Below are 23,378 nucleotides of genomic sequence, written 5' to 3' on the forward strand. Positions count from 1 at the left end.
CCGACGGGCCTGCTGATCAACGGTGAGTGGCGTCCGGCCGCTTCCGGCAAGACCTTCGACGTCGAGGACCCGGCCACCGGAAAGGTCCTGCTCAGCATCGCCGACGCCGGTCCCGAAGACGGCGCCGCCGCCCTGGACGCGGCCGCGGCCGCGCAGGAGTCCTGGGCGAAGGTCCCGCCCCGGGAGCGCGGCGAGATCCTGCGCCGGGCCTTCGAGATGGTCACGGCCCGCGCGGAGGACTTCGCGCTGCTGATGACTTTGGAGATGGGCAAGCCGTTGGCCGAGGCCCGCGGCGAGGTCACCTATGGTGCGGAGTTCCTGCGCTGGTTCTCCGAGGAGGCCGTGCGCGCCTTCGGCCGGTACTCGGTGTCCCCGGACGGGAAGTCCCGGCTGCTGGTGACCAAGAAGCCGGTGGGCCCGTGCCTGTTGATCACGCCGTGGAACTTCCCGCTCGCGATGGCGACCCGCAAGATCGCCCCCGCGGTCGCGGCCGGCTGCACCATGGTGCTGAAGTCCGCGAACCTGACCCCGCTGACCTCCCAGCTGTTCGCGGCCGTGATGGTCGAGGCCGGGCTGCCCGCCGGTGTCCTGAACGTCATCCCGACCTCCACCGCCGGCGCCACGACCGGTCCGCTGATCAAGGATCAGCGGCTGCGGAAGCTGTCCTTCACCGGTTCCACCGAGGTCGGCCGCCGGCTGCTCGCGGACGCCTCCGAGACCGTGCTGCGGACCTCGATGGAGCTCGGCGGGAACGCCCCGTTCGTGGTGTTCGAGGACGCCGACGTCGATGCCGCCGTGGCCGGGGCGATGCTGGCGAAGCTGCGGAACATGGGCGAGGCCTGCACCGCGGCGAACCGGTTCATCGTGCACGAGTCCGTCGCCGGGGAGTTCGCGGAGAAGTTCGCCGCGAAGATGAAGGGCATGACGACCGCCCGCGGGACCGAGGCCGGGTCCAAGGTGGGCCCGCTGATCGATGCCAAGAGCCGGGACAAGGTCCACGAGCTCGTCACTGACGCCGTCGCCGCCGGCGCGGTCGCGGTGACCGGCGGCTCCGCGGTGGAGGGCCCGGGCTACTTCTACCAGCCCACCATCCTCACCGGCGTCACCGAGGGCACCCGGATCCTGTCCGAGGAAATCTTCGGACCCGTCGCCCCGATCATCACCTTCGGCACCGAGGACGAGGCCATCCGGCTCGCGAACAACACCGAATACGGGCTGGTGGCCTACGTCTTCACCCGGGACCTGAACCGCGGCATCCGGATGGGCGAACGCCTGGAGACCGGCATGCTGGGCCTGAACGCAGGCGTCGTCTCCAACGCCGCCGCCCCGTTCGGCGGCGTCAAGCAGTCCGGCCTGGGCCGCGAAGGCGGCCTCGAGGGCATCGAGGAATACCTCTACACCCAGTACATCGGCATCGCCGACCCCTACGCCGGCTAACCGCGGCGGCCGACATACACCAACACCGCAAGGGGCCTCCCGTCCTCGCAACATGGGAGGCCCTTTGTTGCGTGCACTGTCTGGTCCCGGAGCGCGGACAATGGACCCTTCGGCACCTAGCTTGCCGTAATATCCGCTATCGGCCGTACAGCACTCACGGACTCGGGTAGTGACGGACTTCCCCGCCTTGGTGCACACCTCAGTCCCTGACAGGCCGCGGTCTAGGTCCCTTAGTCAGGTTGCGGCAGACAATGGGCATTTGCTGTTTTCACAGCTGCACCAGGTCCACAGAGAACTCGTCCTCGGTGAACCTCGGCATCGTGAAATCCCTCGGCTTCGAGCAGATTTTCAAAAATGCCCTGACCGGAATGCCGTTCGGGGGCTGCGAGGGCGGCTCCGATTTCGACCCCCACGGGCGCTCCGACGCCGAGATCATGCGCTTCTGCCATTCCTTCATGACCGAGCTGTACCGCCACATCGGCCAGTCCACGGACGTCCGGGCCCGGGAGTTTGGCGTCGGCGGCCGCGAAACCGGCTACCTCTTCGGCCAGTACAAGCGGATCACCAACCGCTACGAATCCGGCGTCCTCACCGGCAAGGGCATCTCCTGGGGCGGTTCCCTAGTGCGCCCGAAGCCACGCGCTACGGCGCCGTGATCTTTGCCGAGGAAATGCTCAAGACCCGCTGCCTCTCCCGTGCGCCACGCAGAACGAGCTCGACGGAGACGCGGCCGCACGGCTGGTCCGCAACGGACTGCTCGACGATTCGGCGTCTCAGGAATCGGAACAGGCGAGGGCCACGCCGGTCGTCGCACCCCCATTCGTCGCCTTCTAGTTGACTTCCGGGTATTCGCCATATTCTTCATCTGCCGGGAGCAGGATGCATATCCTGAGGCGAAGTGAAGGTCATATCCCCTGCGGCAACGATGTGACCGTCCTTGATGACGGTGCGGGGTCGGCTCTCGTTCCAGAGGATTGAGGGTTCCTCGAACGGATTTCCGTCGAGCACTATGAGGTCGGCACAAGCACCTTCTCCTATCCGTCCCAAGTCATCACGTCGCAGCAGGGCAGCGTTCGTAGACGTCGCCGATCGGAGGGATTCGTACGCTCCGAGCACTTCGCATTGCAGGCGGAGCCCGGCCAGCTGCTCGTCCTCCAGTTCGCCCATGAGGTCTGTCCCGAATCCGATCCGGACCCCGGCGTCCCGCGCCAGCCCGACTGCGTTCCTGCCAGCTCGGAGGACTTCCAAGTTCTTGGCCGCCCCCGCCTGAGTGAGGCCGATTTCTACACCGCGCCGGTCCATCGCATCGTAGGTCACCAGTGTGGGGACGAGGTAGACGTCATTGTCTGCCATCAGCTGGGCGGTGGCGGTATCGAGCAGGTTGCCGTGTTCGATGCAGCGGACTCCGTTGAGCACCGAATGGCGGATGGCCTCCGGCGAATAGGCGTGCGCGGTAGCGTAGCTGCCCCGACGGGAAGCCTCATCGGTCACAACGCGGATTTCCGCCGCGCTGTACTGGGGGACCCGTATCGGGTCGACGGGTGAAATGACTCCTCCGGACGTCATGAGCTTGATTGCGGTTGCGCCGGTGCGGAACCGGTGGCGTACCGCCCGCAGCAGGTCATCGGCGCCGTCCACCACTTCGCACATGTGGCCGCCGTGGAAGCAGCTCGCGTCGTTCGCGGCGCGGATATCGCCGTGGCCTCCGGTTTGGCTCAGTGCCGGACCGGTGAAGAAGTAGCGCGGACCGGGGTACAGGCCCTCCTCGATGGCATTGGCAAGGCCGATGTCACCGCCGGCCACGTCGCGAACAGAAGTGAAACCGCGGACAAGGGCTGCCTCGAGGCGACGCGCGCCGGCCAGGGCGGAATAGCTCAGTGGCCCTGTCTCGTTCTTGACCGAAGTCAGGCTGAGAGCGTAGGCGTGGAAGTGGGCGTCGATAAGCCCGGGAATCACTGTCCGGCCGCCGGCGTCCACGACGGTGCCGGCCGGTTCGGCGTCTTGGCCCACGGTGGTGATCCGGCCTTCCCGGACGGTGATGGAGCCCTCGAACAGGTCCGGGGACTCGCCGTCGAAAATCAGGGCGTTTTGAATAGTGAGGGTCCCTGCGGCGTGGATTGTCACGTGGGGGTTTCCTTCCTGTTGACCTTCGCGGTCGGGCCCCGAACCGGCGCCCGACCGCGACGGCACTAGTTGGTAGCAGCGAGTGCTTTTTCGAGCAGCTGAACGGAGCGCTCCGCGATCCTCGTGGCAGCGTCCACCGACTTCTGGTCATAGCTGCCCTCGGGTGCGAGGAAGTTCATTGATCCGATGGTCTCGCCGTGGCTCACCACCGGAACGTTGACGATTGCCCCGCAGCCGAGGGATTCAATGGTTGCCGAGTCGAAGAAGAAGGCCCGGACAGCGTCAGTGTCAGCACCGAGGAATGCCTGCTGTCCCTTGAGGACCTGCTCCAGCCACACCGGGTTGGTGTCCCCGGCGAGCGTTTTCTTGCCCCCCACGGGGTAGACCTCGGGGTGGGTGGTGTAGATGCGTGCCATGCTGGTGCCTGCGTCGGCGATGACGGAGGCGGTGAAGAGTCGAACACCGACGGTGTCCCGTGCTGAGGCGTAGACCTCGTCAAAGGAATCAAACTGTGAACTCATGGGGAGTCCTTTCTGGTTTCTAGGGTGTGTCTTTGGAATTTGGTGTGCCCTGTACCGCCCCTCGCAGGACGTTGACGATCAGATGGACAGACAGCAGCTCGGCTGGGCTGTCGAGCGGTACACCTAACTCACGGGCCCGGTTGAGCCTGATCTGGAGGGTGTTCCGGTGCACGTCGAGTGCTCTCGCTGCGAGACTGACAGATCCGTGATGGTCCAGGAAGGCGGCCACCGCCGCAAGAATCACGTCCCGGTCGGCGCAGGCCATCAGCCGAGGGAGTGCAAGCTCGGCCACGAGGGTGACGGCGTCCGGGGCGACGAAAGTGGTTGCCGCCGCGACGCCGAGGTTGGCGAAGGACAGGACGGTGCCTGGCCCTGCTGGCCACGCGGATTCAGCAGCCAGGTGAGCCTCTCGCACGATGGCTGCAACTACGGGTGGATCTTCATGCCAGGCCGACAGCCCGGCAACCAGCCCAAGCTCGGCAAGAGCCTCCGCGAGCCGTGTCCTGATCCGGCCTTCCAGCTGAGCCGCGGCGTCTCCGTGTTGGACTGGAACGAGTGCAAGCCAGCCACCGTTGACCTCGGCCAGCGGGCTGCGTGTTCCCGCCTTCCGCCAGAGCAGGCGCAGCACGGCCGTAAGCTCTGAGCGAGGGTCGTGCGGAGCTCGGCTCCTGATCCACAGGGCCACGTACTTATCCTCCGGCCGCCAACCCAGCTGGGTCAGCAGGTGCCGGTGTTCGTCTACGAAGGCGCTTCCGGGGGAACCGGGGTGTAGGTCCAGTCCGGTGAGTGCCGCTGTAGGGACGGCGCGCGAGGCCTCGAGGAAGTCGCCTAACAGCCACGCAGCTTTCACCGAAGGGCTAGCGACCTCGAGGATAGAACGAACAAGCTGCAGGTTGTGGACACCGGACGCGGGAACGCGGGCTGTCAGAGTGGAGCGAATGGCGCTGTTGCCGCGGCGTATGTCCACTGTGATGACTTCGGCCGCCTCCCGGAGGGCCATCCCGGCGGAGGCCAAGACAACGCCGTCGTACTCCACCGAAATGCCCACCCCGTCCAGTTCGTTGGAAATGGTTCTAAGCACGTCCCCAAGGGAGGTGTCCTTTGCGACCGCGCGCGCGAAGCGGGCCAGCTCTGCGTCAACAACGGACAAGGCGGCACCGATTTCAGCCGCCATTGCCAAAGCGACGCCGGCCGGGTCCTCGTCGGCGGCCAGCAGCGTGATGCCAAGCCGCTCGGCCAGGCCGATCACGGCAGTGGAGTAGGTGCTTTCGGCAACGACGACTGCGCTGGCCCGTCGCTCCCATGCGTGCCGTAGCGCCGCTGATACCAGCCAGCCGCCGGCCCCCATTTCGGGGGAGAGGACGACGACCGTGTTGGGCCGCACGCGCTGGATAGCCTCAAGCTGTGAGACCAGAACCACATTTTCTATTGTCGCGCTGGAGGGCGTGAGATATAACGGCGTCGTGCCTCGGAGGGATCCATGGGCCAGGAGCCCGGCAACGTCCAGTCGGGTGATGCTTTTCGCCCTATGCATGGCTCCGCCTTGGGTGCCGGAGGGGAATGCCAAAAGCCTTTGGTTCTGTGAGGTCAAGTCCTGCATGCGAGTACCATTGGGCTGCGGCGGGGTACGTCAGGACGTCCACGACGTTGCCCACACGCACGTCGTCGAGGGTAACCACCGTGCCGTGCTCGGAGTTCAGCAGCGTCACCATGTCGGGGACCGCTGCCGCGATCGCCCCGTCAACCAAGACCAGCAGAATCTCGTTCTGGATCTCCAGCCGAATGATCTGGCCGGTGCTTTCGTCTTCAAGTGTCACGCTTGACGGTTGTGCAGGCAGCCCGAGGTCGGTGGGACGGGAAAGGCCTTCGATATGGCTCACGCGGGCGCGGGCGACGCGCGTGGCGTCCAACAGTTCCGCAAGCATCAGGAACTTTCTCTCCACCGACGTTTCCGAGTCCTGGATCTGGCCTATCCGGATCATCCGGCTGACGGAGCCGTGGACGCCGTGTTCCTTTAGCTGTGCGGCGCTGCATGGATACATGGCGGTAGCGGCCCAGCCGCCTAGTTCGGTAACGAGCGCGCGTACTAGCGTCTCGGCACGTTGCGGACTATTTGCCTCCACGAGCGCGTGTTCTCCCGTGACTCCCATCATGGCGATTGGGCTGATGGGGACCTGGCCGATGCTCAGGGTCGTTTGGCTGATAAGGGGAAAGACCCGGCCCATCGGGTCCGAATCGATCACGGGCAGCGAGGACTGCAGCCCGACCATGAGCGGAATCATTCCGTTGATGTTGGCAGCAGCGAGTGGATAGATTGCCCGGACCCTCCGGCCGAGGCTGGCTTCCATGGCATTGATGCAGCCGAGGAACTCATCCCCGACCGGAGGCATGTCGGCTATGAACAGGCCCTGTGTCACCATTCCGACCGCTACGACCAGGTCGTCAGAGGCGAGCTCGTCGACGGTTGTGAGCTCCAAGGACTGGTGCTCCATGGCCTGCAGAATCATGTCCGTGTAGACGTGGATGGCCGTCGGGTCGATGGCGCAGGCCAGAAAGTGCGCTCCTGTCCGGAGGTGTCGGACATCGTCCCTCGTGAGTTGAGTGCTCATGGTGTGGCACCTCGTGGTTCTGTTGCCAGAAACCGCTCGTTGTTACTGGAAGTCTCCCCAGCGGCCTGCACGCGGATTCTGACGATTCCCGGATTCCCGTAAGGCATGGCAAAGACGTTCGATTCAATGATGCGGGTTTGCCCCGGGTTGGCACCCAGCTGCACGGCCGCCGACTGGGCGTCCTCCTCGGCCCGATGCTGCACGGCTTTCAGGTCGGCGCGTCCGCTGACCGTCTCGAGTCTGTCGATCCACGAAGTAAGGGGCGCTGCGGCAGAACCTACAAGCGCGACGTCGTGGGTAGAGGGCAGGGTAGCAATAAGCCCGAACGGAGGCGGGGTCTTCTGATCTGTACGAAGATCAGCTACGACTGAGGGGACGTCCGGGCGGGTCAGGTGGTTGGCAGTGTAGGAGCCGACAACTGCAGCGTTGCTGGCCAGGCTCGCCTCATACCCTTGACGGATAAGGCTGTTTGCAGCAGGAAGGCCCCGCCGGGTGTAGCCCACGCTGACACCGGAGTCGGCGCAGAGAATAACTTCGCCGTCGGGGACACCGGCAAGAGTGGCCGCACCGAGGATTGCCATGGCCGGTTCGGGCCGGAGCCCGTGAACGGGCATCATCGCCAGCCGCGCAAGGGGCGCCCGGCCGCCGTCGTTCCTGGCGAAGGACAGGGTAGCTGCCGGAAAATGGCGCCGGCCAGCCGCCTCCAGGTTTGCCGCCAGCTCTTCACCCGTCTCCATGAGCGCGCTGTTCAGGATCGCCGTGTAGTCGCGGTCCCGAAATATGCTGGAAAAGAAATCGCTGGAGATGCTGATCCGCATCTCGCTGTCATTGGAAAGGATGGCGTCAGCAATGCGGGTCTCGTGATCCATCGACGCTGTTGATCCGACGGAGGTAATGGCAACGTTCCGCACGTCCCCGGACAGTATGCCGGGAAGCGCCGTCAGGAAGGCCTCGAGGTCCAGGGGAGCCAAAGGCCGGCCGCGCATATCGTGGCCGCCGCAGACATGCACGGTCCGGCTGACCGCCGGTTCGACAAGTGCTGGCAGCCCAGCTACGTGGAACGCATCCGCCGGCGGGCGGGGCGAAATGCGGACAGCGACGACGTTGGCCAGCTTCCGGGACGCCAGGACACGTCCGACGTCGGCGGTGATGTCCGTGATGCCGGACCCGAACTCACGACGGATCCCGGACAGCGCCGAGTCCAGCGCCTCTGCCAAGCTGTCGGCGTGGATCTCGCGGGCCGCCGAGACGATGTTCCGGCCGTCCAGCACCAGGCTCCGGCAACTGGTTTCCTGCAGCCGCAGTCCTATCCGCATCCTTCAACTTCCTGCTGAACGCCGCCTACCGGCCGCTGAATCGGTTTCATGTATATAGCGTCCACTATGGGCCGTCATCTGGGCGCTTTGCGGAAGAACAATCCGTCGGCGGCGACCGCCACCAGGATGAGGACCCCGGTGACCACCTGCTGGTATGTGGTGTCCCAGTGCAGCAGGTTGAAGCCGTTGCTGATGACCGTCAGGATCATGACCCCTGCGAACGCACGCCACATTGCGCCCTGTCCGCCGAGGATGCTGGTGCCACCGATCACCACTGCGGCAATGGCAGTGAGTTCCACGCCGATCGCCATGGCGGGCTGGGCGGAACCGGCACGGGAAGCCAGGATCATGCCGGCCATCGCGGAGCAAAGGCCACTGATGGCATAGACGGCAACGTGGATGGTGCCGGTACGGATACCGCTCAGCCGTGCCGCCTCCAGGTTGCCGCCCACCGCATAGATCCGGCGTCCGAAAGTGGTTCGCCACAAAACGATGCCCAGCACAGCCGTCATGGCAAGCATCAGGACTGAGCCCGCAGTGAGGCCGAAGAGGCTGGGCCAGGTCCAAGTCTGGAAGGCAAAAAGCTGCTCGGGGAACGGTGCGACGATTGCGCCGCCCGTGATCACGATGGCCAGCCCTCGGTAAATAATGCTGACCGCGAGTGTGCCTATGAACGAGTTGACCTTCGTGCCCACCACGGTCAGGCCGGTGACGGTTCCCAACGCTGCACCGATCAGCAGGGCCCCGATGAATCCGGCCGCCACACCAAAGTGCTGCGTGATCATGACGCCCGCAATGGCCGAAACGGCCAGGGTGGCCGTCGAGGACAGGTCGAATACACCGCTGATGATGCACAAAGTGGCGGCCGCGGCGAGCAGGCCCACGATGGCCGCCTGGTCGAAGAGATTGATGAAATTTCGGCCGGTGAGGAACGTCCCGGTGTTCAGGGTCAGGAACAGCATGATGGCGATGAGGCCGAAAAGGATCCCGAAGTCCTTGATGTTAATCTTGAATTTTTTCTCTGCCGGTTTGGACACGGCAACGGAAGCTGTGGTCATTGATTCACCTATTTCAGAAAAGCGGAAGTCATGACTTCATCGCGGGAGGCATTCCGGTCGAATTCGGCGACGATGCGGCCTTGCCTCATGACATGGATACGGTGGGAGAGGCCGATGACTTCCTCCAGCTCGGAGCTCACGACGATCACGGCCGTCCCCTTTGCTGCGAGTTCGACAATCAGGCCGTGAATGAGCGCCTTGGCGGCAATATCGACGCCGCGGGTCGGCTCATCCACCATCAGCACCGCCGGAGGGCTGAGCAGCCATTTGGCAAAGAGCGCCTTCTGTTGGTTGCCTCCGGAGAGGTCCGCAATGGGCCCTTGACGTACGCCACGGATATCAACGGACTGGCTGATACTGGAAACTACGGCCTTTTCCCGACCGATTCGGACGAAGCCGAACAGCGACCGGTCTGAGAGCGTAGCAAGGGCGATGTTCTCGGGGGCCGGCCGGGACATGACGAGGCCCTGCTCTTTCCGCGACTCCGGGACGAGCGCGATACCGGCGGCGATCGCGTCCCGGATGGAATTGGGCCGGGTACGGCGTCCGTTGATCTCCACGTAGCCGGCGGTAACCCGGTCGGCACCGAAGGCGGCCAACAGGGTCTCACTGCGGCCGCTGCCCACCAGACCGGCAAGGCCGAGGATTTCGCCGGCTCGTACCGTGAACGAGATGTCCTTGACCTTCGTACTGGTCAGGCCGACTGCCTCGAATACTGTCTTGGCGCCGGCCGGGACCGGGGGGATTTCGGGGATGAGGAAGTCGATTTCCCGGCCCACCATCAAGCCGACAAGCGATTCAGGCGTGTGTCCCGTCGCGTCTTCGGTGACGATGTGCCGCCCGTCGCGCAGGACCGTCACCCGGTCAACGAGTCCCAGAACCTCTTCCAGGTAGTGGGAAACCAGGATGACCGTGGTGCCGGTGCGGGCCAGGTTCCTGATTACCTGCAGCAGTTGCGCTTTATCTGCTTCGTTCAGGACGGCCGTGGGCTCGTCCATGCACAGCACCTTGGCTCCGCGGGCCAGGGCTTTAAGGATTTCCACCTGCTGCGCCTGGCCGATGGGCAGGGTCCCGACGATTGCCCGCGGGTCCAGGTCAAAACCTGTCTCGTCCAGCAGCCGGGCAAAGTGGGCGGCGTCCTTCCGGGAACGAAGGAGGCTGGCCGTGTTGGACCACCGGCCCAGAAAGACATTTTCCAGCACTGAGAGCCCCGGAATGAGCGCCAGTTCCTGGGAGATCAAGGAAATGCCGTGGGAGATCGAGTCCCGCGGTGCGGTGATCCTGACCGGGCGCCCATTCAGTGACACGGTGCCGGCATCGGCCACGATGGCCCCCCCAAGGATTTTCAGCAGCGTGCTCTTCCCGGCGCCGTTTTCTCCCATGATCCCGTGGATTTCCCCGGGGGCAACGGACAGTGTGACGTCGTGCAAGACGGTGCTGGAACCGTACCGCTTGCCGATTCCGGAGACTGTGATCTCCGGGGCCCTGTCCGCACGGACGTGCTCTGGTGTTTCCAACTGCTGTGTAGCCATCGTGACCTCCGGGGATGGAAGGGGACTTTCGTGCGGGGTTTCCCGGGCCGGATGGGGAGCGATCCGGCCCGGGGTCCCATGGTGGTGCCAGGCAGGGCCTAGTCGGAGTACTTCGAGACGTAGTTCGCGGCGTCCAGCGCCTGCTTGGTTCCCTTGGCCCGGTTCGGTGCCAGGGCCGCCTCGTCCACTGCCGTCTCGGCCTGCTCTCCCCGGGCCTTGGCGAGGCCGAGTTCGGTGGCCTTCGCACCATTGGCCACGACGTCGCTCACGTAGATGGAAAACCATTTGCCGGACCGGACGGCCTCGACGTTCGATTTGGACGCGCCATTGCCGATGAACTTAATGTCGCTATTGCCCGCCGCGGCCGCCGCCCCGGTGATCGCCTGGGATGCGCCGATGACGACGTCGACATCGGGGTTGGCTTGGGAAACGTTCTGGAACGCTTGCCGACCGCTGTCTTGCGTGTAGCCGCCTTCCACACTGGCAACGAGCTTGATCCTGGGGTCCGTGGCCAGCTCCGCCTTCACGGCGTCGGTTCGGGCGTTGTCCAGCGGGAGGGATTTGAATCCCTCCAGGTAGGCAACCTTGCAGGTGTCTCCGGGAACGGTGGCGCAGGCCTCCTTGCCCATCTCGCCCAGGACTTTTCCGTTGCTGGTCGGGAGGTCGACGATGCTGATGGCACCAGGAATCTGCGGCTCGACTGTGTCGAACTTCGGTCCGATGACCGAGAACTCCACAACGACCGTGATGCCGGCCTGTACGGCCTGCTGCAGGGGCGCAATGAGCGCCTGGTTGTCGTTGGCCTGGACGACGATCACCTCGAACTGCTTGGAGGTGACGGCGTCCTGGATCTGTTGGACCTGGGTCTGTGCGTTGAAGTTGGGGTCAACAAAGGTGGCGGTGGCATTGTTGGCCTTCGCCGCCTGCTCGACGCCGAGGAAGGTCCCCTGGGCGAAGCCATTGGATTTGGCGAAACCGAAGAACCCGACCTTGAGTTGCTCGCTGGCATCGGCGGCGGAGGTTGGTCCTGAGGCGGCCTGCGTGGGCGGGGTGCAGCCTGAAGTGAGCAGGGCGAGGCTCACGAGAGTGATAGCTGTGGCTGATCGCTTGAGGTATTTCACGGGCAGTCCTTTTTGTTGGGAATCTGGTGGCGGGTGCTTAGTATCCGTAGTGCGTCCTGGCAAAGTCCTCGGTGATGAAACCGTTGACGATGTCGTACGCGATGTCCTCGCGGGAGCGCTCGGAGACATCTCCGAAGCCGCCACCGCCTCCGACGGCGAGGCGAACTATGTCGCCAGCCTTGATCTTCCGGGCATTGGCCTTCAAGGTGCGGACTTCATCGCTACGGCCGGGGTTGATGACAACTTCGGGGCCCTGCGCATCCGATCCGCCGAAGAGGCCCCAAGCCGGGGTCTTTGACCTTTCGAACCACAGCCCGACGACGCAGTCGGCCAGGAACTCGTATTCACGCACCACGCCGTTGCCGCCACGCCACTGGCCGGGGCCGCCCGAGTTGGGGCGGATGGAGTACTCGTTGATGCGGAGCGGGTAGCGGGTTTCCATCATCTCGATGGGCAGGTCCTTTAGGGAGCCGTTGACGTTGTTGATCATGGCGGACTCGCCGTCGGTGCCCTGCCATGCGCCCCAGCCGCCGAGGGTGGCCTCCATGCTGACGAAGTTCCGACCGAAGCGGGGGTCGAAGCCGGCCGCCGTGATGATCATCGAGTCACCGTGGCTGGCGCTTGCAACGCGTTCGGGCATGGCGGGGGCCATGGCCTTGGAAACGAGGTCGATCAGCAGGCCAAGGTGGGAAAAGTACCACTGGCAGGGGGCCGGTGCGACGGCGCCAAGAACGGAGCCGGAGCGCACCTGCGTGGTCATGGGCCGGAAGGACCCACCGTTGGAGTTGGAGTCCGGGCTGATCAGCAGCTTGTAGCCCACCCGCAGGGCCGAGACGGCCTGCGCCGCGCCGCAGTTGACGGGTCCCATAGTCTGGTCCGCCGATTCGGTGACGTCGAAGTCGACGGTGTCGCCGTCCACGGTGATCCTCAGCTTGATGGGAATGGGGGATTCCAGATTGATCCCGTCGTTGTCCAGCACTCCCTCCGCTTCGTAGACGCCGTCGGGGATGGCGCGGACCGTTTCGCGCTCGATTTCTTCGGTCTGGCGGAAGATTTCGTCACGGGCTGCGTCCAACTGGTCCATGCCGTATCGGCCCACGAGCTCCTTCATCCGGGTGGTCCCCATCCGAAGGGCGGCGATCATCGCGTGCATGTCTCCGATGGTCTGGTAGGGAAAGCGCACATTGGTGCGGATCAGGTCCACGACGGACGTTTCGACACCCGCCTCAATCAGCTTGACCGGGCCCATGCGGAAGCCTTCCTGGAAGATGTCGGTGGCATCCATGGAGCCGCCTACGTCCTTGGATCCCATGTCCATCCAGTGCGCACGGGTAGCGGCGAAGCCGACTACCGCGCCGGCGTCGAAAATCGGAGCGAAAATGGTGACGTCGTTCAGGTGGGTTCCGCCCAGGTAGGAATCATTGAGGATCCAGACGTCGCCCTCCTTCCAGACCTCCCGGCCGTAGAGCTCCTCCACCGCAATGGAGCAGGTTTCCAGGTTGCCCAGGAACAGGGGCAGGCCGGCGGACTGTCCGAGCACCCGGTGTTCGGTGTCCAGGAGGGCCACCACACAGTCCCCGCCTTCGTAGAGGATGGGGGAATAGGCCGAGCGGATCAGGGTGGCGTTCATATCATCCGCGGCGCTGGTCAGCGCGTTGCGGATGATTTCCACGGTCACGGGATCAAGGGTTTTGACTGCTTCGATTGTCATGATCGGTACCTCAGTTTCCTTCGACGTCTTGGGTGCGAATGACCAGTGAGCCGAATTCGTCGACGGTGACGTCGAACCCTGGCGGCACCACGGTCGTGGCGGTCTGCTCCACGATGATGGCCGGACCTTCGAACTTGTGGCCGGCGGCCAGGTCGTCCCGACGGACCACAGTGGTGTCGTGTTCGACGTGGTCGAAGACCACACGGCGGACTTCGTGCTTGAATTCGGAGCTCACCGCCGGGGCGAAGAGCGGCGCTTCCAGCCGGCCCAGGTCCCCGACGGCCTGCGTCCGCAGCGCGACGATCTCGATGGGCGCGCCGAGGTTGGAGTGACCGTAGCGTTCGTGGTACATGGCCGAGAAGCGGACCGCGAGGTTGGCGACAAAGTCGGGGGATTCCGGTTCGTCGGCAGAGATCAGCGGCACGTTCAGCGAGAATTCCTGCGACTGGTAGCGGACGTCCACCGAGGCGGTGGTGCGGCGGCTTTCCTCCGGAACGCCTTCCGAGACCAACGAACGCAGTCCTTCGACTTCCATGGACCGCAGGACGCGGGCCATGTCCGCCGGATCGATGTCCTCGTCAAGGTAGAAATACGGCTCGGAAAAGTCCCTGCGGATGTTGGTTTGCAGCATCCCCCAGGCCGAGAATGCGCCGGGGAACCGGGGAACGACGGTTTCCGGGATGCCCAGTTCCTTGGCAAGAAAAACAGCGTGCATGGGGCCGGCGCCGCCAAAGGCCACAAGGGCGAAGTCGCGGGGTTCGATACCGCGGGAGATGGTGATGGTGCGGATGGCCTGCGCCATCTGAGAGTTGGCGACATCACAGATGCCTTCGGCCATGGCGATGGGGTCCAGACCAAGCTGGTCGCCCACCGTCTTCAGCGCGGTGATGGCCGCCTCCCGGTCCAAAGCGACCTGGCCACCGGCAAACCAGTCGGGGTCGACACGGCCCAGTACGAGGTTGGCATCGGTAACGGTAGGCTCGGTGCCGCCGCGGCCGTAACAGGCCGGCCCCGGCGTGGCTCCGGCCGAGCGCGGGCCGACACGGAGCCCGCCGGCTTCGAGCCAGGCCACGGAGCCGCCGCCGGCGCCCACGGTGTGGATGTTGACGACGCTCATGAGCATCGGTAGGCCTTCAAGGTGCGCCTCTGTGGAGACGTCGGGCTTGCCGTCAACGACCAGGGAGACGTCGAAGGAGGTCCCCCCCATATCCACGCCGATTAGGTTGCGGTTGCCGGAGACGCCGGCCAGTTCGACGTCACCCATTGCCCCGCCGACGGGGCCGGAGAGCAGGGTCTGCAGTGGCCGCTTGCGGGCCGACTCGGCCGTGAGGACGCCGCCGGAGGACTGCATGATGTGAAGCGGGGCTTCTACGCCGCGGTCCGCTAGTTTCTCTTCCAGATCCAGCAGGTAGTTGCGGACCACCGGGCCGGTGTAGGCCTCGACGACGGCCGACGAGGTGCGCTCGTATTCGCGCCATTCCTTGGCTGCTTCGTGTGACAGGGAGACGGTAAAGTCCTCACCCAGTTCCTCGAGCAGGATCTCGCGGGCGCGGAGTTCGTGCGTGGGGTTCTTGTAGCTGAAGAGGAAAGCGACGGCAACGGCGCCGTATCCCTCGTCCACTGCCCGGCGGGCCGCCTGCCGGACGGCCACCTCATCGAGGGGGCGGATTTCGTTGCACTGGCCGTCGAGCCGGCCTCCGACGCCGATGACATCTTTTCGCTCAACCAGCGGCTCTGGCTTGCGGTACTGGGCGTTATATAGCTCGAGACGGGGGCCGCGGGCAATGTGGTAGGTGTCTTCAACTCCGGCCGTAGCCAGCAGTAGTACCGGCACGCCGCGGCGTTCCAGGAACGCGTTCAATCCTTGGGTCGTGCCGTGGACCAGGAACTCGATGTCGGACAGGTCCGTGACAATCGATTCGAGTCCGGCGATGACACCGGCGCTCAGGTTACCCGGCGTGGTGGACGCTTTTGTCGCCTCATACGTTCCGGACTGCTGGTCGTACGCCACGATGTCCGTGAACGTTCCCCCGATGTCCATCGACACCCTGTAGTTCGGCATGTGTATCTCCTCTGGCTCTGCTAGATCCGCTGTGTGGAAAATCACGATATACATACGGCTCTGCGCGCCGGGGTGCGAATTGCACGATCCTGACAGGCCCCACCGGGCAAGGTGCACTGGGGCATCAGAATGACCCCGCGTTAGGCGGCCATTTTGGTTCCAAAAATTTGAACATCGCGGGGCCTGGAAGATTGGCAGAGATTGCTCGCCCTGATGGAAAGGGCCCTAGCGCAGCACCGCCGGCCCGGACCGTCTCAGCGAAATGCGCTGGCGGGGACACCATGCTGAAGGCGACTTCTTACCACCAAACGCTAGTACCGGAGATCACGCTGAATCCTGGGGTTGGCCACATTGAGTCCGGCTAAAGTGCCGCTAGGACGTACATCGAGGCAGCGTTCGCTAACACCGCCGAGCGCATCGCCGCGGGCAAGGTCAGGGAAGACGACGCGGCAGCGGACGACGAAAGAGAACCTAGAAACGACGAAGGGCCGGCACCTCAAATGAACTGGTCCCCATAAGTTGGACTCGCTAACGTTTGCGTTCAACTTTAACTGCCAGCGATCGGCCCTGCAGAAGGCCCCGTCCCAATAGGACGGGGCCTTCCCGCATATGGCACTACCTAAGGCCCTCGTTACCTGTACGCCTCGCCAGTCGTATGGAAGGATGACTGAAATAACCTCCGGGGGGATGGGGAATCAATGATGATCACACGCAAAGGCATGGCACCCATAGCAGCAATTTGGGTGGTTGTCGGGCTTTCAAGTTGCGCGGTCAACTCGCAGCCTGCGGCTGCACCGCAGCAAACTACAACCACGCAGACCGCAGCCGCATTGCAACACAGTGAATTCGCTTCCCTCGATAGTGCCCGTCAAGCTGTTGCCAGGGTAATCGGCTGCGATGACAAGCCCAAGACGGATCCCATCATCAATCCCGACCTTGCAGGTTTCACGGCTGAATACCTCGTGTGCGCAAACCGCGTCCAGGTCGTGTGGTTCAAGACCGAAGAGGCCAAAAATGCCGAGCACCAGCTACACAGCGATTCGGCGCAGCCGCTGACCATTGTTGAGGGCGGCAACTGGATGGTAGTGGACATGTCCGAAGCACTAAATGAGCCTCCAAGCGGCAAAGATTTGAGGGCACTGGCTCAGGAACTCGGCGGCAATTTCAGATACGTGAGCGGGGTCGGACCTTCCTAATACGAGGAAGAACGGCCTGCTCTCCCGGTTCCTACGCGGCGAGGGCCTGAGCACGGTATTGCACTGGGCTTAGGCCGTTGAGCTTGGTGGAGATTCTTTCCGTGTTGTACCAGCGCATGTCCTCGTGCAGTGCTGTTGCCAGCGCATCGGTGTTGAGGAATCGGACGCGGTGGAAGAGCTCTTCTTTGAGATGTCCGAAAAAGTTCTCCATAACGGCGTTGTCGTAGCAGTTGGCTTTGCGGGACATCGACTGAATGGCGCCGGCGTTCTCCAGGAGTTTGCGCCAGGAGGTGTGCTGGTATTGGAATCCCTGGTCGGAGTGCACGAGGGGTTTCTGCCCGTTCTCCAGGGTGGTCAGGGCACCGCGCAGGGATGAGTTGGTCAGTTCCAAGTTGGGTGAGAGGCCAAGGGCGTAGGAGATGATCTGCCGGTCGAAAAGGTCCATGACCGGTGAGAGGTACAGTTTCCTGTCGCCGACGCTGAACTCGGTCACGTCGGTCACCCATTTCTGATTCGGCGCATCCGCTTCGAACTGGCGTTTCAAAAGGTTCGGGGCAACAACGCCCTGCTCGCCCTGGTAGGAGTTGTAGCGCTTTTTCCGCCGGACCTTGCAGACCAGCCCCAGCACACCCATCAGCTTCAGCACGGTCTTCTTCGCGACCGTCCAGCCTTGTTTGACCAGTTCGATATGGACACGGCGGTGCCCGTACCGGGCGTGGCTCTTCTCAAAGATGCCCGTGACCGCAGCTTTGAGAACTGCTTGCGGGTCAGGAGCCAGCAGCCGAGCTTGATGATAGAAGAACGTGGACCGGGGCAGGCCGGCAACGTCCAACAGAACTTCCAACCGGTGTTGAGCCTTGAGAGCGATGACAGCGCGGACTTTTAGCGCTGTCCCTCGTCCCTCAAGGCGTTTACTTTTCCCAGGAAGGCCACCTCTGCCCGCAACCGCTCGTTCTCGCGGCGAAGCCGCTGCAGCTCCGACTCGGGCTCTGCCGGCGGCTGAGGAAGTGAGGTCGGGCGGCCCGGTGATTTCGGGCGCAAGCCGTCCTCGCCTTCGTTGCGGTATATCCGCGCCCACTTCTTGATCAGATCCGGCGAGGAGAGTTGGAGCTCCTTCGCCAGAGCGACCTGGCTCTCCCCGGCCAGGAACCGACGGACCGTATCGAGTTTGAACTCAAACGTGAACTTCCGATGGGTCGATTTGGTCACTAGCGCCGTACCTCCGCGAACTCTCCACAGGGCATGAATGCGGATGACAGCTTTTGATCGGACTCCTAATCTCGTCGCCGCTGCCTTCGCGCCCCAACCAATCTCGAACAACGCTACCGCGGCCTCCCGCTGTTCCTGAGATAACGAACTGCTTTCCTGCATAGAACTGCTCCCCGAAAGTAAGGACGGATTTTTCAGTCCAACTTTCGGGGAGCAGTTCAGTTTCGACTGGTCCCCGGAGAACCATCCTCGGATGCTGGCATTTGCGGCCGGGTCCAACGGTTACCCAACATTCTTTGACGCGCGAGCTTAGCCGTAGGGCAGCTCTGCCTAGTCCCTGGCGAGAATGCCGCGCCGTCTAGTGCGGCTGGCACCCCGGACTTAGTCATCCTTTGAACGCCAGCACGCAGGCTCCGGCGTGGTGGTGGGGTCCGGCTTCGTGTCCGCAAGATCATCGTCAACGGCGTCGCTAGTGCACGGGCCGGACACCGGTGGGCTGCTCTCGAAGTTCCAAGACGCCCGGGGCCGGACGATATTATTCCGGCTTTGGCGGCGCTGGCCGAGGCCTGGAAGCATGTTAGGAAGGTTCGCCGGATTCCTCGAGTAGTAGGACAGGCAGGGCCAGCAGTTCGGATGATCCGCATACGCGACCATCGCGTCCGTTACTACTGCTTCGGCTCAAAGACCTAGTTCTGTCCTTGAGCCCCGCTGGGCTCGCCGTGTCCAGAGCTGAGTTGTATCGAAGTGGCACTAGTCTCGACGTATGACTTTTCCGAAGGTTAACGTGCTTCCTGTGGGGGACGGCGCCTGCACAGTACTTCGCCCCTGGCCTGAGCGTGAGCCGGGCCCCAGCGTAGTGATCGACTGCGGCGTGCGACGCGCCAAGTCAGAAGATGCTGCCCAGATGCTTCTTGATTCGCTCGGGGGAACCTTGTCCATGGTCGAGGCTTTCGTTATCAGCCACTTCGATTGGGACCACTGGGGCGGTCTCAAGTATCTTTCGAAACTTTCCAAGGTCCCGCAAGATCTCTCGTCCTCAACGCTGTACTACCCCCGAATGCCAAAACTCATACCGACTGGACTCCTGGCCATGCTGGGAGGACTTGGTGGTACTGGATCAGCAGCCCTGGATCTTCATCATTCGTTGAAGAATCTGCTGCGAACCGGTGAGACCCTATCGCTTTGCCCTCTGACAGCCGAGAGTAAACCAATCGAATTGGCGGGCGAAAAGTTCGAGGTGATTTGGCCACCTCGAGAAATCGGTAAGAGCTTCAGCAGACGACTCCACGGGGCTGTCGAAGCTGTAGAGGACCTCGCGGCGCGATTGAAAGAGGACGGCTACCCGGAGCTCCAGAGAAACCTAGACTTCGGATCGCTTGCAACTGAATTCTTGGCGGACTTGGAGATCAACGACGATGTTGATGCCGACTCCAGCCAACCGGCACCCAAAAACAACGAGTTGGAATCCTCCTTCGAGGATGAGCGAGGCGATGACGATTACGAATCGGCAGGAGAACGCTGGTCTGAACAGGACGACGAACTAACACCGCCGGCGCTTCTATCCCTCCCGCTCGCCTGGCACGACGAATACAAAAAAGTCCTGAAACGGATCAGGCGTGCGAACAACGATCTGTCGCTAGTGCTTGCCAGCGAGACTGGCGGGATAGTCTGCTTTGGGGATATCGGAGGGCCAGCCCTCAGGGAGGCCCTCATCTCGCTTAAGGATAGACATTTCGGTGTGATGTTGGCGCCTCACCATGGAACTCATCCTTTCCCACCGGGCATGCCAAGCTCCCGTTGGTGCATTGCGCAGGGGGGACCTGACCATGGGCCACAGTGGAAAAAGATCCATTCCGCTCAGCCGCATAAGAGCCATCGGTGTTGGAACACCCACTATGAGCTTGAGTTTACAAAGCGACGACCAGCGCTCTGACCCGAATTGGCCGTATGCAGCTTGGGGGTGAACGTCCGGGGTTTAGTCGAGGCGTCGTCTGAGGAACAGGGCGGACTGTTATCGGGGTCAGCAATCGGGGGATCCAAGGCTTTTATGCACGCACGAGCGAACTCGAACGCAACAGTAACCAGAGCCGGCTGATAGCGCTGCTCATCACCGCCGGATTCACCGCACCGTGTACTTTACAACAAGGGCCGATCAGACAGGGTGAATCCAGTACAGCCCCCAGTACGGATGCTGTGGTTTTCCCGGTGCCCATCCTCGCATTCCGGCAGGTCTGACCGGCGCTCCTCCGAGGTGAATGGGTCAATTTGGCAATAGCACCGCCTGAGTGCATGGCAGACTTCCCATATGAATGAACCTTCTCTTCAGCTGTTTCTTCCAGATCGCTTCGACGTGCTCCGCGGCCGTGAGGAACTTGATTCGATAGTCATGCCGGTGCAATCGGGACTCAACATGATCGATGACCAGTTCAGCGACCTCGCGAATTCCGGCTTTGGCGCCATGGTAATCCTGCGTGGGCATAGCGGGGCTGGAAAGACTACTTTCCTCGATACAGTCCCGATGTTTCGTCCTGACGTCGTTACAGTGCGGATCCCATATGGCAAAAGCGTCATAGAAGCGCTTGAAGCACTCTCAACTACCGATGAATACCGCCTCATCATCATCGAAGGGCGGGAAGCCTTGGGCAGGATCGCCGAGAGCGAAATCGAAGAGGGTCTTCATGCGATAAATTCGTTCCTTCGAGCTCCGACTGGGCGCACGTCACTCGTTGTATGGCCCACCAATACCAATGATCTAGCAGAAAAGCTGGCTTCGACAGCCGAGAGCATCGGGGCCAGTGCATTGATCGGCACAGAAGAGAACGTTTATTTATTCGATGGGCCTCCGTCGAGCGAGTGGGTTTCGATCGGGGAACAAACCACCGCTGCCCTCAATTCTGGCGCCTCACTTTCCGCCTACGGCATTTCCTCCGAGGAGGCCGAAGGCCTCGCATCTGAGTCCACCACACTCGGCGACTATCTCAAGCGAGTTCGGAAGAAGGGGAACGCAAATACGTATTCAGCGAGCGTTCTTTCGGCCGCTGAGCGTTGCCGGGTCTGGACTATCGTGATCACTGGCGGAGAATCCGATAGTGAGGGTGACGTTGCAGCCCTCACTCGCGGCGGGTTCTCGCAGGTCGATATCGACCGGTTGTTTACATCCACGGGAGCCAATGCGCTGGCTGATATGAAGAAGCAACCTGAACGATACGGCCTTCTTGGAATGGTTCTCGACGCACGAATAATCCATGTCGATCCACTGACGGCGCTCGCTGTGGCCCGGTCGTATGGTGACGAGAAATTGAAAGACGCCATGGCGTCCCGCAACATGGACACAAAACCGGACGCGAAGGCGATAGAGAGAATCACGGGCAGCCAACTTGGCCTTCTCCTCGATGGGCAGCAGCTTGGAACCCGGAAGCGAGGCCCAAAGGAAGGCAGCAACACCAAAGCCGCAATGAGCAACCTCGTCGACATCGCTCGGACTAAGGACTCGTGGCCGAATAGGGCGTTCGGTGAAGCCCTATTGGCCGCCGGGATGATTGAAAAGTTCACAGTCGAGAAGCCTTTGGCTGCGAACGGTACGACCCGACGAACGGATCTCTACGTTGAGCGAGACGGCTTGGGTATCCGCCTGGAGTTTATGTGGCGGACAGCGGTCGGTCGCGCAGACATCGCCAACTATGTCGCGGGCAAGCTCGTCAATTACGGGCGGCTGACAGGATACCTGACGTGACTCGCTTTCTACTTGAACTTGCTACTTAACTCGGGACTCAACCACCACCCCACGGCAACCTCTCGCGGCGCTCACAGCGCGGCGGAAGACGCGGCAGCTGTGTAACGTCTGAGACGCCGTCTGGCTCTTCCATATGGTGCGGGCGTTCGGCCGTTCAAGGTGGCGTCCGAGGGCGCATTCGTGGCGTTTGCGGTGGTAGCTGCGCTCGATCCACGTCACGATGGCGAGCCGGAGCTTCGGTCCCGGTGTCCCATCGTTTCCGGGTAGAACGTTCTTTTGCAGCAGGGAGAAAAATGACTCCATTGCGGCGTTGTTCCCGCATGGCCGACTCTGCCCATCGATCCATGCAGACCGTAGGTATTCAGGCCCCTGCGCCGAACGGGAAATGTCCCACAGATATCACCCGAGCGCCTCAGGCCAACTTGTTTGGAATGGCGGCACGTAGCGTGATCGCGTCCGCTGGACAGGGCTTTCGGTCAGATGCGGATTCCTGGGAGCCGGGGTCAGCGAATGATGACGCGGTCCTACGTCAGTTGCGGCCGGCTATCTGCTGATTCGTAGAGGAACTTGATCCGGTTGCCGACCACCGACTCGCAGTATTCCTTGATCTTGTTGCCGTTGTGCTGTCGGCGGGCGTAGCGCTGCGTTGGTCTTGCCCAAAATGACCGCGTTGTCGTCGAACCCAAGGTAACCGGATTCGAGCGGCAAGCCGATGGTCACTGATTAGACCAGCGGAGCCGTGTGTTGCGTCCAATCGTTGCCGTCCCAATACTGCTGGACGTTGCCACGTGGATACCATCCGGCAGGGACTCCTGGTGGCGGCACGGGTGTGGATTTCAGGATGGTAACCGGCGCTCCCGGCACTGTCCGCTTGGCGCCTGCGGCAGTCTCGCGGATCTGCAACATTCCGGCCCGCTTCACCTTCATGGCAAAATCCCTGGCGTGCACTTCATCGAGCCCTGACACGTGCTCGATGAAGATGTCGTCAGGGGTGATGACCGTCATGTAGATCGAGCTTCGGTCTTTCTTGGCGATGGATCCGATCAGGGCACCGGTTGAGCCTGCGAGCATCGCGCCGGCGGCGACGCGTGTGGCGGTCACACGGGAGCTGACGTTTGCCCCGTTGTCGATGATGATCTCGCATTCGCTGGCCGGCCAGGATTTCCGGCCTTTGGTGAGAGTTCGTCCGGCGAGGGAAATGCCCCGGAAGGAAGTGTTGCTCTTGCGGACATCGTCAAACCCCTCTGCGAGGTCTTGGAAACTGCTCACGACTTCCTTGAACGAAACCGGGGTCTCCCTCTTGATTTCCTCTGCCGACAGCGACGATGGCGTCTCGTATTCGACTGCGTCTACGGCGGCTTTCAATTGGGCAACGAACTCCTTCGACTCTGCGGACTTCCGCCAGGCGCTGAGCCCAACCGCATAGGTGTCGCTGACGGGATTCAGCTTTTTCTGGTGTTCGCGCACGATGATGCGGAGATAGCCGTGGATCAATTTTGTGGGTGGACGAAAGTCGATCTTCCATACATGGTTCAGGGGGATGACGCGCGGGCTGAGAGCTCGCTTGTCGGGCGTAGCAGCCGTCTTGTTGCTGAAGGTCAGGACGATGCTGTCGTCCCGGAGGGAGGCGCTGCCTTCCCTGCTTTTGAGATCCATGGGTCGAGTCCTAAGTGCTGTCGAATCGCGGTTGTGTGAAGCTGAAATTGCAGTAAAACTGCCCCGTTCTTGCTCGAAGGGGCGAAATGGCGA

The 23,378-nt window shown here is 62.6% G+C and carries 17 protein-coding genes and 2 pseudogenes; 5 read left to right on the forward strand and 14 right to left on the reverse strand.

Annotated features, from left to right (window positions below; translation table 11 throughout):
* Both BLQ10_RS20410 and BLQ10_RS20415 read left to right on the forward strand, forming a co-directional pair.
* A partial coding sequence (locus BLQ10_RS20410; protein ID WP_139164304.1) for an NAD-dependent succinate-semialdehyde dehydrogenase occupies positions 1-1,437 on the forward strand: 1,437 nt, incomplete at its 5' end.
* A 302-nt stretch (positions 1,438-1,739) separates the two neighbouring features.
* Positions 1,740-2,122 (forward strand): annotated as a pseudogene (locus BLQ10_RS20415) (Glu/Leu/Phe/Val dehydrogenase dimerization domain-containing protein); the annotation flags it as partial.
* Positions 2,123-2,298: 176 nt separating this feature from the next.
* Here the strand turns inward: BLQ10_RS20415 and BLQ10_RS20420 are convergent.
* The 10 genes from BLQ10_RS20420 to BLQ10_RS20465 all read right to left on the reverse strand — a co-directional run bounded on the left by BLQ10_RS20420 (position 2,299) and on the right by BLQ10_RS20465 (position 15,491).
* Positions 2,299-3,561: a metal-dependent hydrolase family protein gene (locus BLQ10_RS20420; protein WP_254785694.1), complete on the reverse strand. Its 1,263-nt coding sequence runs from the start codon at positions 3,559-3,561 to the stop codon at positions 2,299-2,301.
* Between the two features lie 65 nt (positions 3,562-3,626).
* Complete coding sequence (locus tag BLQ10_RS20425) at positions 3,627-4,082, reverse strand: hypothetical protein (RefSeq protein WP_091564827.1); 456 nt, start codon at positions 4,080-4,082, stop codon at positions 3,627-3,629.
* A 19-nt stretch (positions 4,083-4,101) separates the two neighbouring features.
* Entirely contained in the window at positions 4,102-5,616 is a 1,515-nt protein-coding gene (locus BLQ10_RS20430) for a PucR family transcriptional regulator (protein ID WP_091564828.1), read from the reverse strand.
* Positions 5,609-6,691 (reverse strand): DUF917 domain-containing protein, encoded by a 1,083-nt coding sequence (locus BLQ10_RS20435; RefSeq protein ID WP_091564829.1) that lies wholly within the window; start codon positions 6,689-6,691, stop codon positions 5,609-5,611. Before BLQ10_RS20435 ends, BLQ10_RS20430 begins: the two co-directional genes overlap by 8 nt.
* The gene (locus BLQ10_RS20440; protein ID WP_091564830.1) at positions 6,688-8,007 is read right to left on the reverse strand and encodes a hydantoinase/oxoprolinase family protein; all 1,320 of its coding nucleotides are present in this window, start codon (positions 8,005-8,007) and stop codon (positions 6,688-6,690) included. The genes BLQ10_RS20435 and BLQ10_RS20440 overlap by 4 nt, the downstream gene beginning before the upstream one ends.
* Before the next feature lie 74 nt (positions 8,008-8,081).
* Positions 8,082-9,065 (reverse strand): ABC transporter permease, encoded by a 984-nt coding sequence (locus BLQ10_RS20445; protein WP_091564831.1) that lies wholly within the window; start codon positions 9,063-9,065, stop codon positions 8,082-8,084.
* Positions 9,066-9,073: 8 nt separating this feature from the next.
* On the reverse strand, positions 9,074-10,597 hold the full coding sequence (locus BLQ10_RS20450; RefSeq protein ID WP_091564832.1) for a sugar ABC transporter ATP-binding protein: 1,524 nt from the start codon (positions 10,595-10,597) through the stop codon (positions 9,074-9,076).
* A 98-nt stretch (positions 10,598-10,695) separates the two neighbouring features.
* Entirely contained in the window at positions 10,696-11,718 is a 1,023-nt protein-coding gene (locus tag BLQ10_RS20455; protein ID WP_091564833.1) for a sugar ABC transporter substrate-binding protein, read from the reverse strand.
* Between the two features lie 37 nt (positions 11,719-11,755).
* The gene (locus tag BLQ10_RS20460; RefSeq protein ID WP_091564834.1) at positions 11,756-13,429 is read right to left on the reverse strand and encodes a hydantoinase B/oxoprolinase family protein; all 1,674 of its coding nucleotides are present in this window, start codon (positions 13,427-13,429) and stop codon (positions 11,756-11,758) included.
* Positions 13,430-13,439: 10 nt separating this feature from the next.
* Positions 13,440-15,491 (reverse strand): hydantoinase/oxoprolinase family protein, encoded by a 2,052-nt coding sequence (locus BLQ10_RS20465; RefSeq protein WP_091564835.1) that lies wholly within the window; start codon positions 15,489-15,491, stop codon positions 13,440-13,442.
* Between the two features lie 698 nt (positions 15,492-16,189).
* On the opposite strand from BLQ10_RS20465, the gene BLQ10_RS20470 reads away from it, so the two are divergent.
* Complete coding sequence (locus BLQ10_RS20470; protein WP_139164305.1) at positions 16,190-16,687, forward strand: hypothetical protein; 498 nt, start codon at positions 16,190-16,192, stop codon at positions 16,685-16,687.
* A 31-nt stretch (positions 16,688-16,718) separates the two neighbouring features.
* Here BLQ10_RS20470 and BLQ10_RS20475 read toward each other — a convergent pair whose 3' ends face one another.
* Together BLQ10_RS20475 and BLQ10_RS20480 are read right to left on the reverse strand one after the other, a co-directional pair.
* Entirely contained in the window at positions 16,719-17,531 is an 813-nt protein-coding gene (locus tag BLQ10_RS20475; protein ID WP_175558712.1) for an IS3 family transposase, read from the reverse strand.
* Positions 17,532-17,569: 38 nt separating this feature from the next.
* Positions 17,570-18,058, reverse strand: a complete 489-nt coding sequence (locus BLQ10_RS20480; RefSeq protein ID WP_175558713.1) for a helix-turn-helix domain-containing protein — start codon at positions 18,056-18,058, stop codon at positions 17,570-17,572.
* Between the two features lie 601 nt (positions 18,059-18,659).
* Between BLQ10_RS20480 and BLQ10_RS20485 the strand changes: the two genes are divergently transcribed.
* On the forward strand, positions 18,660-19,829 hold the full coding sequence (locus BLQ10_RS20485) for an MBL fold metallo-hydrolase (protein ID WP_091564839.1): 1,170 nt from the start codon (positions 18,660-18,662) through the stop codon (positions 19,827-19,829).
* A 372-nt stretch (positions 19,830-20,201) separates the two neighbouring features.
* The gene (locus tag BLQ10_RS20490; RefSeq protein WP_091564840.1) at positions 20,202-21,629 is read left to right on the forward strand and encodes a hypothetical protein; all 1,428 of its coding nucleotides are present in this window, start codon (positions 20,202-20,204) and stop codon (positions 21,627-21,629) included.
* Between the two features lie 162 nt (positions 21,630-21,791).
* On the opposite strand, the pseudogene BLQ10_RS22880 reads toward BLQ10_RS20490, so the two are convergent.
* Both BLQ10_RS22880 and BLQ10_RS20495 read right to left on the reverse strand, forming a co-directional pair.
* Positions 21,792-21,985 (reverse strand): annotated as a pseudogene (locus BLQ10_RS22880) (IS3 family transposase); the annotation flags it as partial.
* Between the two features lie 367 nt (positions 21,986-22,352).
* Entirely contained in the window at positions 22,353-23,285 is a 933-nt protein-coding gene (locus tag BLQ10_RS20495; protein WP_091564841.1) for a DUF4429 domain-containing protein, read from the reverse strand.
* Between the last annotated feature and the right edge of the window lie 93 nt (positions 23,286-23,378).

It is taken from the genome of Arthrobacter sp. ok362 (assembly GCF_900102785.1).
In the GTDB taxonomy this organism is placed as follows: domain Bacteria; phylum Actinomycetota; class Actinomycetes; order Actinomycetales; family Micrococcaceae; genus Arthrobacter.